The organism is Bacillus sp. PAMC28571 (assembly GCF_014250435.1).
In the GTDB taxonomy this organism is placed as follows: Bacteria; Bacillota; Bacilli; order Bacillales; family Bacillaceae; genus Bacillus; species Bacillus safensis.
In genome coordinates, this window is record NZ_CP060191.1 from 1,669,955 (window position 1) to 1,684,241 (window position 14,287).

10 protein-coding genes are annotated in these 14,287 nt (G+C 42.6%); 3 read left to right on the plus strand and 7 right to left on the minus strand.

The window, feature by feature from the left end; genetic code table 11:
* Window positions 1-11 precede the first annotated feature (11 nt).
* Window positions 12-1,130 carry a glutamate 5-kinase gene (proB, locus tag H7F25_RS08170; RefSeq protein ID WP_024428364.1) on the minus strand — a complete coding sequence of 373 codons (1,119 nt, stop codon included), beginning with the start codon at window positions 1,128-1,130 and terminating at the stop codon, window positions 12-14.
* A gap of 27 nt (window positions 1,131-1,157) precedes the next feature.
* Window positions 1,158-1,955, minus strand: coding sequence for a pyrroline-5-carboxylate reductase (gene proC, locus H7F25_RS08175; RefSeq protein ID WP_175579140.1), 798 nt, complete (start codon window positions 1,953-1,955; stop codon window positions 1,158-1,160).
* A 470-nt stretch (window positions 1,956-2,425) separates the two neighbouring features.
* Between proC and H7F25_RS08180 the strand changes: the two genes are divergently transcribed.
* The gene (locus H7F25_RS08180) at window positions 2,426-3,622 is read left to right on the plus strand and encodes a cytochrome P450 (RefSeq protein ID WP_024422654.1); all 1,197 of its coding nucleotides are present in this window, start codon (window positions 2,426-2,428) and stop codon (window positions 3,620-3,622) included.
* Between the two features lie 130 nt (window positions 3,623-3,752).
* Window positions 3,753-5,795, plus strand: coding sequence for a molybdopterin oxidoreductase family protein (locus H7F25_RS08185; RefSeq protein ID WP_171464366.1), 2,043 nt, complete (start codon window positions 3,753-3,755; stop codon window positions 5,793-5,795).
* A gap of 240 nt (window positions 5,796-6,035) precedes the next feature.
* Here the strand turns inward: H7F25_RS08185 and H7F25_RS08190 are convergent, their stop codons facing one another.
* The 3 genes from H7F25_RS08190 to xylA all read right to left on the minus strand — a co-directional run bounded on the left by H7F25_RS08190 (window position 6,036) and on the right by xylA (window position 9,682).
* The gene (locus H7F25_RS08190) at window positions 6,036-6,722 is read right to left on the minus strand and encodes a glycoside hydrolase family 11 protein (protein WP_025093139.1); all 687 of its coding nucleotides are present in this window, start codon (window positions 6,720-6,722) and stop codon (window positions 6,036-6,038) included.
* 87 nt (window positions 6,723-6,809) lie between these two features.
* The gene (gene xylB, locus H7F25_RS08195; RefSeq protein WP_034621368.1) at window positions 6,810-8,309 is read right to left on the minus strand and encodes a xylulokinase; all 1,500 of its coding nucleotides are present in this window, start codon (window positions 8,307-8,309) and stop codon (window positions 6,810-6,812) included.
* A gap of 35 nt (window positions 8,310-8,344) precedes the next feature.
* A complete protein-coding gene (gene xylA, locus H7F25_RS08200; RefSeq protein WP_122630986.1) occupies window positions 8,345-9,682 on the minus strand; it encodes a xylose isomerase in 1,338 nt (445 codons plus the stop codon).
* Between the two features lie 210 nt (window positions 9,683-9,892).
* On the opposite strand from xylA, the gene H7F25_RS08205 reads away from it, so the two are divergent.
* On the plus strand, window positions 9,893-11,053 hold the full coding sequence (locus tag H7F25_RS08205) for a transcriptional repressor XylR (RefSeq protein WP_185854478.1): 1,161 nt from the start codon (window positions 9,893-9,895) through the stop codon (window positions 11,051-11,053).
* Window positions 11,054-11,099: 46 nt separating this feature from the next.
* On the opposite strand, the gene H7F25_RS08210 is transcribed toward H7F25_RS08205, so the two are convergent.
* Window positions 11,100-12,707 (minus strand): glycoside hydrolase family 43 protein, encoded by a 1,608-nt coding sequence (locus H7F25_RS08210; RefSeq protein ID WP_044332949.1) that lies wholly within the window; start codon window positions 12,705-12,707, stop codon window positions 11,100-11,102.
* Window positions 12,708-12,731: 24 nt separating this feature from the next.
* Window positions 12,732-14,123: an MFS transporter gene (locus H7F25_RS08215; RefSeq protein WP_034621364.1), complete on the minus strand. Its 1,392-nt coding sequence runs from the start codon at window positions 14,121-14,123 to the stop codon at window positions 12,732-12,734.
* Window positions 14,124-14,287 lie beyond the last annotated feature (164 nt).

The window sequence follows — 14,287 nt, forward strand, 5'->3', positions numbered from 1 at the left end:
CTCCCTTTTGGTTAACAAACTGGAATGGATAAATCTAAATGACAAACAAATGCTTCAAGATCGACGACATGCACGATTTCATCTTGTAACAAATCACTCTTACGTGCGAGTTCATCTGACGCATAATTCACAATGCCAAGACCTATTTCTCTTCCATCTTGATCTAAAATACGGACCACATCGCCTTTTTTAAACGAACCTTTTACGTTGACAATCCCATCAGAATCAAGGCTTCCCTCTCGGTGCATGAGGAATTCCTGTGTTTTCTCTTGAACCACGATCTCACCCTTTGGTCCAGAATGAAAGGCAATCCACTGCTTCTTATAATTGAGCGGCGCTACATTTTCGTCAGCGGTAAAATAAGTGCCATCCTCTGTCCCATTGATCGCTTTGTCTAAAATGTCAGGCGTATCTGCTTTTCCTAAAAAGCCATTGATCCCTGCGGCCATTGATATTTTAAACGCATCGAGCTTTGATTTCATTCCGCCTGTACCTACGCTGCTGCCTGCGTCTCCAGCAGCTGCTTCGATGTCTTCTGTGATGTCTGTCACTTCGAGAATTCTCTTTGCATTTGGATTTGTATGAGGATTATCTTCATACAAGCCATCAATATCAGATAAAATGGCAAGGAAATCCGCATCAATTAAGCCAGCTACTTTTGCAGACAATGTATCGTTGTCTCCAAACTTCAACCGATTGATTGTCACTGTATCATTTTCGTTAATAATTGGGATGATGCCTCGATCTAATAACACGTTCATTGTGTTACGCACATTTTGATAGCGCGTTTCATCAGAAAAATCACTTCTTGTGATTAAGAGCTGTGAGGCAATATAACCGTGTGATAAAAATAAAGTAGAATATGATTCCATTAAAAGCCCTTGCCCAATTGAGGCAGATGCCTGCTTTTCCGGCAGTGTTTTGGGTCTATCGATAAATCCTAGTTTTCGGTAACCAGCTGCAACCGCACCAGATGAAACCAAAATGACTTCGTGTCCTTCATCTTTGAGTTTCACAATTTGATTGACGAGGTTTTCTAGTTTTTTTAAACTAATCTCACCTTGAAAGCTAGTAAGAGAGCTGCTTCCGATTTTCACAACAATTCGTTTTCTCTCTTTATCTGCGTACACCTAATCACTCCTGTACCTGAGCTCTATTTATATAGATACTTTTTGTTTTTGCTGATTGCTTATCTCTTTTGATCGATTGGCAGCATGTTTGACAGCCTGCTTGATCGCTTCTCCTCCGCCAAAATCATCTAATGCATTGAGTCCTGCAGCAGTTGTTCCATTTGGTGACGTAATTTTCTCTCTTAGGACAGATGGATTTTCCTCTGTTTCTTGCAGCATTTTTGCCGCACCGAGGAGTGTCTGCGCGCCAATTTGGCGAGACAATTCCTTTGATAAACCTGCCTCTTCTCCTGCTTCTTCGATTCTTTCCATTAAGAAATAAAAGTAGGCGGGCCCGCTTCCAGCAATTCCAGTAAAAATATCCATTTGCTCTTCCTGAATGGTATAGACTTCGCCCATTTCAGATAAAAGATCCTGGCTTATGCTCATATGGTCGTTTTTCACGTAACGTCCAGCAGATAAAGCAGTCGCTGATGCCCCGATCGTACTTGATGTATTTGGCATGACCCTCATAACAGGCTGGCCTTCATGCAGCATGTCTTCAATATACGATAGCTTGACACCTGCAAGGACAGACATGATGAGCTGATCTGGCTGAATACGAGGTTTTAATGATTCAAGGGCTGCTTCAGCATCCTTTGGCTTCATGGCCAGGATCAACATATCCATTTCTTCAAAAGGAAATGAATCCATTGCGGCTGTTTGGATTCCGTATCGTTTCGTTAGTTCATTCAATCGAAGTTGATTTTGTCTGTTTGTTGCGTAAATTTGGTCTAGCGGCATCTGTCCTGATCGCACAATCCCTGCAATCATTCCTTCAGCCATAGAGCCTGCTCCAATGAAAGCAACTTTCTTTTGATCAATGATATTGATCCTCTCCCTTGTTCGCTTTTTGTTCGTGTTTTTCGCACGTTAGTAATCGTAACATGATGAGAAATCGTGTCAAGAAAGAGCCAGCGCTTTTCAAAAGTCCCGAATGCATGGCCGGCAGCTTGCTGCAAGTATGTTAGCCGTGTTTTTCAAATACAGTAATTTAGATCAAAAGAACTATGATCATTTGAATCATAGGACCCTTTCGTTCGACTGGATTCACCAATTTATTTTTGGTTTCGGTGACTTCAATTCTATTTTTCAGAAAGCGCTCTCATTTTAATGACTTTCTATTTTCCTATATAGTGAATGTGCTTGAATCTTTCGATTAGACTATTGACATATTTTAGAAAACATGTCCGTTGAAATGATATTTTACTGGTGATACCGTGAAAGAGAAATCATGTGAAAAAGGAGCGTTCATAATGAAAGTGAAAGAAAACTATGTCAATGTGATTCCAATGAAAGAAATCCGTTCTACCGATGACCTTCTTTTCCCATTCCCTATTTACAATGAGCTGCGTGCAGAAAGTGATATTAGATATGATGAGACAAGAAAGTGCTGGGATCTCTTTCGATATTCGGATATCCAGTCTGTTCTAAAACAGCCTAAAGTGTTCTCTTCACAGCGAGGAAGAAGCACGTCTAAAACAAGTATTTTAACGATGGATCCTCCAAAACATACAAAGATGAGAGCGCTTGTGAATAAAGCGTTCACCCCAAAAGCGATCAAGCAATTAGAAGATAAGATCAAAGACTTGACACATGATCTATTAAATCAAGTTAAGGACCAACGTACGTTTGATATTGTGCAAGATTTAGCAGCTCCCCTGCCAGTGATGATCATCGCTGAGCTTCTCGGTGCAGAGGTGCAGGACAGAGAGCTGATTAAAAAACATTCTGATGCCCTTGTGGCAGGTGCTAAGGATGAATCAAAAGAAGCCATTCAGGCTGTTGTAGATATGCAGAAACGCGCTGAAGAGGAGCTGTCCGTTTATTTTGCTCATTTGATCAAAAAACGAAAAGAAACACCAGCCGATGACTTGATCTCGCTTCTCATTCAAGCGGAAATTGATGGAGAGCGTTTAACGGAAAATGAACTGCTTGGCTTTTGTATTCTACTACTCGTTGCAGGCAATGAGACAACGACCAATTTAATAACCAATGCCGTACGACTGCTGACAGAGCAGCCGCATATCGCTGAATCAGTTCGGCAGGACCCCTCTCTTATTCCTCAATTGACTGAGGAAACGTTACGGTATTATCCCCCTGTTCAAGCCATTGGCCGAATCGCTGCAGAAGATGTTGAAATTGCAGGCGCGCGCATTGAAAAAGGAGACTACCTCATCAGCTGGGTTGCTTCGGCAAATCGGGATGAACAGAAATTTGAAGATCCAGATACGTTCCGGCTTGACCGAAAATCAAATCCGCATATGAGCTTTGGGTTTGGCATTCACTTTTGTCTCGGTGCACCGCTTGCCCGGCTTGAAAGCAACATTGCGCTTGACGTTTTACTCCATACGTTTCAAGACATCACATGCGCTACAGATCAGCTAAAACCTATTCAAAGCACGTTTGTTTTTGGGGTAAAAGAATTTCCTGTACAAGTCACCCGTTTTTAAAAGTCCCTTTTCAGGGGCTTTTTTTCATTTTCTTCAATTCATCATCTCTTTCTTACCTTCCTCCTCCGAACATGCTAAAATAAAATCCATACAAAGTGATAACGGAATGCAGAAAGGAAGCCGAAAACTCATGACCGATTATACAGCGATGAAAGACGGAATATTCAAATCAGTTTGTTCGTTAGACTGCCCGGATCAGTGCGGTCTTTTAATACATAAAGAAAATGGAAAGATCGTGAAAGTGCAGGGAGATCCGGACCACCCTGTCACACAAGGAAACATATGCAACAAAGTGCGTAATGTCACAGCCCGTTTATATGATGAAAAAAGACTGACCACTCCTTTAAAACGTGTTGGCCAAAAAGGCGAAGGTCAGTTTGCACCGATTACGTGGGAAGAAGCCATTGAAACCATTCGTCAAAAATGGACAAAGCTGATCGAAGAAAAAGGACCAGAAAGCATTCTGCCTTACAGCTTCTATGGAAACATGGGCAATCTCAACGCTGAAGGAATGGACCGCCGCTTTTTTTATCGTCTTGGTTCAAGTCAGTTAGACCGGACAATCTGTCAGTCAGCAGGAACGACTGGCTATAAATATACAATGGGTGCCAGCATTGGGACAGATCCTGAAGATACCATTCATACGAAACTATTTATCTTTTGGGGCATCAATGCCGTGTCGACAAATATGCACCAAATCACCTTGGCACAAAAAGCACGAAAGCAAGGAGCGAAGATTGTCGTAATTGATGTTCACAAGAACCAAACCGGCCGGATGGCAGATTGGTTCATTCCGCTTCGGCCTGGTACTGACAGTGCACTTGCCCTTGGCATCATGCACGTCCTTTTTAAAGAGGAACGTACAGATGATGCATTTTTAGAGGCTTACACGGTCGGCCATAAGGAGCTGCGTGAGCATGTAAAGCAATATGATCCAGACACAGTTGAGCGCATCACAGGTGTGCCTAAGGATGACATCATTACACTTGCGAGAATGTACGCTGAGACATCGCCCTCTCTTATTCGGATTGGGAATGGTTTGCAGCACCATGATAATGGCGGGATGAGTATTAGAACCATTTCCTGCCTCCCTGCCCTGACTGGTCAATGGCTGCACAAGGGCGGCGGAGCGATGAAATCAAACTCTTCTTTTCTCAGCTATAATGAGACAGCTCTTCAGCGGCCGGATTTATTAAAAGAACGAACGCCTAGATCATTTAATATGAATCAGCTGGGCAGCGTGCTGACAAACGCAGAGCCTTCCGTTGATTCTCTCTTTATCTACTCGTGCAACCCAGCGGTTGTGACACCAGAAGCGAATAAAGTCAGAGAAGGTTTGATGAGAGAGGATTTATTTACAGTGGTTCATGATTTATTCCTGACAGAAACAGCGGCGTATGCAGACATTGTCCTGCCAGCGACATCAGCCTTTGAAAACGAGGATTTTTATACATCGTACTGGCATCATTATATTCAAATTCAGGAGCCTGTGATAGAACGCTACGGAGAAAGCAAATCAAATACTGAAGTATTCCGCCTGCTTGCCCATGCGATGGGCTTTGAAGATGAAGCCTTCCGCGAGACAGATGCTGAACTGATGGAACAAGCTCTTCATCATCCAGAAAATCCGCATTATGAGGACATTTCATACGAAGCATTAAAAGAAAAGAAATGGATCAAAGCGAAACGTGGACCTTTCCAGGAATTAAAGCTTCAAACCCCAAGCGGGAAAATTGAGCTTTATTCTGAACAAATGAAAAAAGACGGGTATCCAGCACTTCCAACCTATGTGCCCCTTTATCAGGAAAGCGATTATCCGCTTACCTTTATACCGGGACCGAACCATAATTTTCTGAATTCCACCTTCTCACTTCATGAAAAGCATCAAAAGCTAGAGAAATTTCCGAAGCTTCACATGAATGAACAGGATGCAAAGGAAAGAAAAATTGAAGATGGTGATATGGTACGTGTGTTGAACGACCGAGGAGAGTGTGAGCTTGTCGTGTCAGTCGGTCAAAATGTATTATCTGGTGTTGTGGTCAGTCAAGGATTATGGGCAGATCAAAAAGGCAAAAAGCATTTAGTGAATGGATTAACACCTGATCGATTGGCAGATATGGGCGGCGGCGCGACGTTCTTTTCTGGCAGAGTGGAAGTTGAAAAATTATCATAGAAAAAATAAAAGCCAGCAAAAAAACTGCTGGCTTTCAGATTGTTTACAAAGGGCTAAAATGATTTTAGCCCTTTGTCTTCTTTTCAGCGTGATAGAAAACCTTTGCAGTCTAGGAAGGACGAGCACCGGAGCGGAGCGAATTTGACATTCGTGAGCACCGAAGCGCAGACCTGACAACGAATGCGAGGGTTTGTCTACACGCTGAAAGCCAGCAAAAACTGCTGGCTTTTTTATAAGCTTTTATCGTCCAATAAACAGCTGATTGGTCATCACATTCGCACTTCCGCTGCTCTGGTAGCCTTCTACAGTAAATGCTGTTTCATACATTTTACCCATTGGCATGCCTAAGCTTTCCCATTTATTAAAATGCGCACTGACGGAGACCGTTCCGCTTGTACGTTTTGTTTGACGTACACTCCAATATTGCTTGAAGGTCGCGATCCCGATAATGGAAGGCTGATTAACGCGGGTCGTTTCATAAATGTCATATGTGCCTCCATCTGCATAAAATGATCCTTTATACGCTCCTGTTGGACGATATGTGCCCCATGAATCAACAATGTAGTATTCTGCTAATGGAGATTGTGTCCAGCCATAGACACATAAATAGGAATTCCCGCCTGGGTTAAAGTTTGCGTTGTAATTGATGGAGATGTTGCCAAGCTGATGATGAGTTTTAGTGGAATCAAACTTCTTTCCTTTCCGAAATAAAGCATTTCCGATACTGTTCCAGCCTGCAGTAAATGCCCCGCCGTTATTGAGTGTCATTGAGGTGTTTCCATAATCCTTCCATAATTCATAATCGTATCCGCTATGTGTACCCATTTCATTATTATAAATCGTTTTCGCATCAGCTGGCACAGCCGTCAGTGTCAGCACAAATCCAATACACACCACAAACAAAAGCCTCAATCTTTTCAAATTCATTTTCCATCCCTCTCCTTTTTTCATCCGTATTGTTCTGTCATCCCTAAGGTGAAAAACCCATCACCTCCTTTCATGCAGCCTTCTCAGTTAGATGGAACGATACTGCTTTAACCCGGCATGGATATCTTTTGTTTGTGTATAAATCCTTTGATACAAATGAAATAGATCAGCATATACTTCCGCATGCTGCTGCTCTGGCTCATAAACAGCGGCTTGATGGATCAATTGATTAGCACATACTTCAAGTGACGGATACCATCCGCAGCCAACCGCAGCAAGCATGGCTGCACCTAAAGCAGGCCCTTGTTCATTGTCTAACTGGATGACTTCAGCCTGAAAAATGTCTGCTTGCATTTGAAGCCAAGTCCGGCTTCTCGCACCGCCGCCAATGGACACAATAGAATCTATGTTTTTTCCTGCCTGCCGGAATAATGCGATAGATTCATTTAGCGAAAAGGTAATTCCCTCTAACACAGCTCTGACAACATGTGCCCTTTCATGCCTGCTGTCTAATCCAATCAAGCTGCCGCGAATGATCGAATCCGCATGAGGTGTTCTTTCCCCGACTAAATAGGGAGTAAAGAGTAATCCTTTCGCTCCTGGCGCTACATGAGCCGCACCTTCTAAAAGTGATTGAAACGATTCCTCAGGAGCCAGTAAGTGTTTTGCCCAGTTAAGACTATATCCTGCTGAGAGGGTGACACCCATTGTGTAAAAAGCGTCTTTTTTTGCATGATGAAACAAATGTAAATTCCCTTGAAGCTCCCTTTTATGATCCTCTTCGTAGGAGAGAATCACCCCAGATGTGCCGATGCTGCATAACGTGCGGTCAGAGGACAAGATGCCAGCACCAATTGCTCCGCAAGCATTATCTGCCCCGCCGGCAAAAACCTTCGCGCCTTCTTTCATCCCAACATCACGTGCAATGTGCGGCAAAAGTGTACCAACCTCCGCCTCTGATGTGACAAGCGGCGGGCAAATATGAGGAGAAATATCAAATGCCTGACAAATCTCCTCACTCCACGTCTGTTCACCGATATTTAACAGCAAAGTGCCAGCCGCATCAGAATAATCCATATGGACAGCGCCAGTTAAACGAAATCTGACATAATCTTTTGGGAGTAAAAACATGTCGATTTGCTGATCAATATGTGGTTCATGTTCCTTTACCCATAATAATTTTGGCAGTGTGAATCCTTCTAACGCCTGGTTTTTTGTGATCTTTTGCAGCCGGTCTCCCAGCTTTTTTGTAATATGTGCACATTGTGCTGTCGTTCGTGTATCATTCCATAAAATTGCAGGGCGGAGCACTTCGCGAGATTCATTTAATAGAACTAATCCATGCATCTGGCCGGAAAAGCTGATGCCTTCAACTTGTCTTGAATGAACAGGCTGCTTTGCCATCAGTTCTTTCATCACAGCCATTGTTTGGTTTACCCAATCCTCGGGGTGCTGCTCACAGTATCCAGGCTTCTCTTGAATGAGGCGGTACGGCTTAGAGGCTTCACAGCACACCTTCCCGCTCTCATCCACTAATATCGCCTTGACCCCGCTCGTTCCAAGATCAATTCCCATCACATATTTCATGTTTTCACTCCTTCAAAACAGGTCAGCCCCTTCAATTAATCTTCTAACAAGTATTGATTTAAACGGGCTTTCAGCTGTTCCTCTCTTCCCGATTCGTTTCTGATCAAAGGATGTTTCAGCGCATATTCTTCTAATGTATGAAAGTTTGCCTTCCCTTCTGAAATGTCACGGCCAATTCCTTCAGAAAAGCTGCGATACCGGTGCTTTATAACATCCTCAAACACACGGTCTTCTATGAGTCTATGAGCGACCCGCAGTCCTTTTGCAAATGCATCCATCCCAGCAATATGAGCATATAAAATATCTTCAAGTTCAAAGGAAGCTCTTCTCACTTTTGCATCAAAATTAAGACCGCCTGCCCCTAGTCCGCCATTTTGCAAAATTTCATACATGGCAAGAGTTGTCGCATACAGATCGGTTGGAAATTCATCTGTGTCCCATCCAAGAAGCGAATTGCCCTGGTTTGCATCAACAGAACCGAGCAGCCCATGAATTCTTGCGACACGTAATTCATGCTCAAACGTATGGCCGGCCAGTGTCGCATGATTGGCCTCAATATTTAATTTAAAATGGGAATCTAATCCGTATTGTTTTAAAAAGGCGATGGATGTCGCTGCATCTGTGTCGTATTGATGAGTGGTTGGCTCCTTTGGCTTTGGTTCGATTAAAAATTGGCCAGTGTACCCAATTTCTTTTGCATAATCAACAGCCATATGCAAGAAAGCCGCCATATGATCAAGCTCTCTTTTCATATCTGTATTGAGCAGCGTATCGTACCCTTCTCGTCCACCCCAGAAAACATAATTTTCTGCACCAAGTTCTTTGGCGGTTTCGATGCCTTTTTTAACCTGTGCGGCTGCGTAGGCAAAGACATCTGCATGACAAGATGTCGCAGCGCCGTGAACAAATCTAGGGTGCTTAAACATATTAGCTGTGTTCCACAGCAGCTTTACTCCGCTTTGCTTCATGTATTCTTTCATTCTTTCTAAAATGATGTCTAATTGTTGATTCGTCTCTTGAAGCGTCTCTCCCTCTGGCGCAATGTCACGGTCATGGAATGAAAAATACGGAACATCCAATAGGTCAAAAAGCTGAAAAGCGACTTCCAATCTAGCTTTTGCTAAATCCATTCCGCTATAGGTGTCCCAGGCTCTTTGCATCGTCCCAGTTCCAAACATGTCTGTTCCATCAGCCGTCAATGTATGCCAATAAGCGACTGAAAAACGCAGGTGGTCTTTCATTGTTTTTCCGCCAATCACTTCGCTTGGATTATAGTATTGAAAGGCGAGTGGATTGTTTGATTGTTTTCCTTCATATTGAATTTTGCCGATTCCTTCTAGACTGTATAATGTTTTCATATTTGATTTGGCCATTCTTCATTCCTCCTGAGTACACTTTGTAAGTTGATACAACAAACTAATGATCAATCTATGAAAAAATCACTTTGAATTTTCCATATTTTTTAGTTTTTTAAAAATATTTTCGTTATAATAAAGTTAAAATCATCTTTCTTATCGAATACATGCGAAAAAAAGCAGCTCTTCTCAACTTAATCTAAAGACGAAACAAATGGAGTGGATAACGTGGATATCGCTGATCAGAACTTTGTCAAAAAAATAAATCAAAAACTTTTATTAAAAGAAATTCTCCAGCATGCGCCCATTTCGAGAGCAAAATTATCTGAACGCACTGGATTAAATAAATCGACTGTTTCCTCTCAAGTAAGTACGTTAATGAAAGAACATCTTGTCTATGAGATCGGTCAAGGTGAGTCTAGCGGCGGGAGAAGACCGGTTTTACTGATGTTTAATAAGCGTGCTGGCTGTTCCATCGGAATCGATGTCGGCGTTGATTACGTCAATGGCATATTAACTGACCTTGAAGGGTCTATTCTTTACGAAGAGCAGATCAAGCTCCCACCCAGCTCTCCTGAGGTGACGATACGTAAATTAATTGAATTAATACAGCAGCTCATCACACAAATGCCCTCTTCCCCATACGGGCTCATTGGCATTGGCCTATGCATACATGGTTTAGTGGATGCAGGTGAACAAATCGTGTTTACGCCTCATTCAAAATGGAAAAATGTTGATCTGAAAACCACGCTTCAAGAGACATTCCAAGTACCGATCTTCATTGAAAATGAAGCAAATGCCGGTGCATATGGTGAAAAAATCTTTGGTGCCGCTAAACATTATGACCATTTGATCTATGCAAGCATCGGCACTGGCATCGGGATTGGCATCATCATCAATCATCATTTATACAGAGGAGCGTATGGCTTTTCTGGTGAAATGGGACATATGACAATCGATTTTAACGGACCGACATGTAGCTGCGGGAACCGTGGGTGCTGGGAATTGTATGCTTCTGAGAAGGCCTTGTTTCAGTCTCTTCAAACAGATGATCAGCACATCTCCCATCAAGATCTGGAACAGCTGGCCAAGTTAAATGATATGAAAACGCTCAATGCCCTGCGCAACTTTGGCTTTTACCTTGGTGTCGGTCTCACAAACGTCCTGCATACCTTTAACCCGCAAGCCATTATTTTAAGAAACAAAGTGATCGAATCACATCAGGCGGTTCTACATGTGATTAAGGAGGAGGTATCCTCGCGAATGGATACGCAATTCAGCTCACATGTAGAGCTGCTCCCTTCATCATTAGGACACAATGCACCAGTATTGGGGATGACATCTCTTGTCATAGAAGCTTTTCTGCAAAATGCCACCCTCACAACCTGATCTATATATTTTTCAAAAAGAGGCAGCTCGTAGCGAGTTGTCTTTTTTATTCGTCTGTTTCCTCATAGCGAAAATAGTGAAAATCAGCAGGAAGACGCTCGCCGCTCGTATCTTGGCACTGCATACCGACAAATGCCCCTGTAAAAAACCCCCCACCTCGAATGAAATCATCGGATAAATGGATGGATTCAAACGGTACATCAATTTCCTTCCACTCTTTCTGATCAAATGAATAAGAATATTTATATGTCTCTTTCCGAACGGTCACTTTTAAATAGACATAAGTGACCTCGTCAGGAATGATGATTTTATGTGTCAATGGCTGAGAAAAGGCAAGATTTTGACAGACAGATAGTTCAAGCGTGCGGCCAAGTTCCTCATCATATGTCACCTGGAGTGCTGTCCAGTTTTCCGTATTATAATAATTCACAAGACCTGCGGCTTGCTGAAAGTTTTCTGGGAAGAACGAAACAGCTGTCTCTGCTTCAAAATAAAAGCTTTGCCAGCGTCTTGCAACAAATGCTTGGGTAAACTTAGACGTTAAAGATTCGCGGCCGAATAATCTTAAATGCTGCGGTTTCTCCGTTAACGAACCAATCTGATCGGTAAACGGAATTCTTAATGTTTGGAAGTGTCTATTTAGTGTTGATTCTTTAAATTCATCGACTGTATGATAGGTTGGTGCAAAAACCTTTTCTTCGATCTTTGGCGCTTCAACCTCTAGCGTCCCCTCTTTTCCGCCTACAACATAAGGCCAGCCATCCTTCCATTCAAGCTTTTGTATCGCTGTTTCTCTTCCTAAAGGGCACCACCCTCTCTGTTGAAAAATCGATTCCTTGCTTGATTGAATCGGGCGGCCAGTGAGATGAGCGAGATACCATTCATTTGTATGCGTTTGAACGATTGAAGCATGCCCGCATTTTTGAAGCGGATGTTCAGGCACATGGAAGGCACTTAAAATCGGGTTATCAGGATGAACCTCATAAGGCCCTTCAATATGCGAGGACCGGGCGATCGTTGCTGCATGCTCATACCGGGTACCTCCTTCTGCCGTTAATAAATAGTAGTAGTCACCGATACGGTACAGATGCGGCGCTTCTGTCAATTTAATCGGTGTGCCTTTAAAAATGACCTTCCTTTGTCCGATGAGCTTCTTTTCAGCCACACTATATTCCTGCAAGGCAATACCTGCAAACGAATGATGCTTCTCCCTATGATCCCACAGCATATTTAAGACGTATTTCTTCCCGCTGTGATCATGGAATAAAGATGGATCAAAGCCGGAGCTGTTGAGCAGGATCGGTTCACTCCAATCGCCGTCCACCTCGCTTGCCGTGACCAAATAATTATGACCGTCTTTAAATGGGCCATCCACTACTTTGATATCTGAATAAATAAGCCAAAACTGCCCATCAGCATAGCTTAAGCACGGCGCCCATACCCCGCCAGAGTCAGGATTCCCCTTCATATCCAGCTGCGACGTTTTTTGCAATGGACGCGCAGCAAGACGCCAATGGACGAGATCCTTTGAATGATAAATTTGCACCCCTGGAAACCATTCAAATGTAGAAACAGCCATATAATAATCTTCTCCTACACGGCAAATACTTGGATCAGGATTAAACCCTTTGAGCACTGGATTGGTAATCTTCATTGAACTTCCTCCTCTTTCAGAGACCTACATTTTAAAATCGTCCATATGATCGATATACACTTTGTCTCTATTCTCAAGCTCCCGTACGACTTTTTTATGTTTTTCTTCGTCTAGGTTATAAAAATTAATATCCACCATCGCTAAAATCAGTAAGCATACAGGAATCACCGTTGTCGTGATTAAAATGCCAAGTAAAGCTTCTGGTGATTGCATTTGGTTCGCAACATAGCCAAAGCGATCGAGTACAAGCCCTGGCACAATCCCGCCTAATGCCATCCCAAATTTAAAGAAGAATCCGATGATGGCATAGATGAGCCCGCCCATCCTTTTCCCTGTTTTATATTCGCCATATTCAACGGTTTCAGGAATGAGCGCCCACATGTAAGCACCGGCTGTAATACTTCCTGCAGCTGCAACGAGCCTAAAAATCAGTATTAAAGTGATTTGACTCGGCGGTATCACAAGTAATGCAAGAAGACCTACGATATTCAGCAATAATGAATAATTCAGCAGCTTTTTCTTTCCTAACAGCTTGTGCAGTTTTGGAATAAACGGCAGCACCATTAAAGCTGGCAGACTGCCAATGAGTCCGTACCATTTCACTAAATCTTCTCTGCCGAGGTTATACGTCACATAATAGATCCCAACAGAGTTACTGATCGAGTTCACCCCAAAAATAATAATAAAGAAAATGCTTAATACAACAAGCGGACGATTCACACGTAACTGCACAAAGATATCACTGAACTTAATTTTTTCCTCCGGCTTTTGAAGCGTGACACGTTCATTCGTGCTTTTAAAACAGAAAATAAGTAATGCACCGCCAAGAACGCCGAGAAAAGCCATCGTCATCTGCCAGCCGAGGGCTGTATTTCCTGTTTTATCGCTCAAAAAAGTCGCAAGAAAAGGAACAAAAAAAGCAACAACTAGACCTCCGAGATTAGCAAAAAGCATACGAACAGACGTAATACTGACAACCTCTTGGTTATTTCTTGTCATTGCGGATGTTAAAGCACCATAAGGAACATTGATGAATGTGTATGTAAGCGATAAACCAACATACGTGATGTAGGCATAAACGAGTTTACCCATTTCAGAAAGATCAGGTGTTGTAAAGCAAAGGATAGCAAGTACCACAAAAGGAAACGCACCGAATAACAAGTAAGGTCTAAACCTGCCAAAACGGCTGTTCGTTCGATCCACCAATGCACCAATAAACGGATCTGCAAGCGCATCAATGGCGCGGACAACTAAAAACATTGTTCCTGCTGCCGCCGCTGATAAACCATACACATCTGTATAAAAAAATAATAGATACGTAGAGACAGTTGCATAAATTAAGTTACATGCGAAATCTCCTGAAGCATATCCCACTTTTTCAGACATACGAATCTTTTTTAAATTCTCACTTACCATGAGCTTTCTCCCTTCTTCTCTTAGCCTCTTCTAATGAACAGATGATGGAGGGCAGCAGCAGTCAATACAAAGAATATAAAGCGCTTTCAATTTGTTGTAAAAATGAAGCTGAACATCTGATCCTTTCAGCTTAGCCCACATAGACAGCAAATGATTTGAATGAC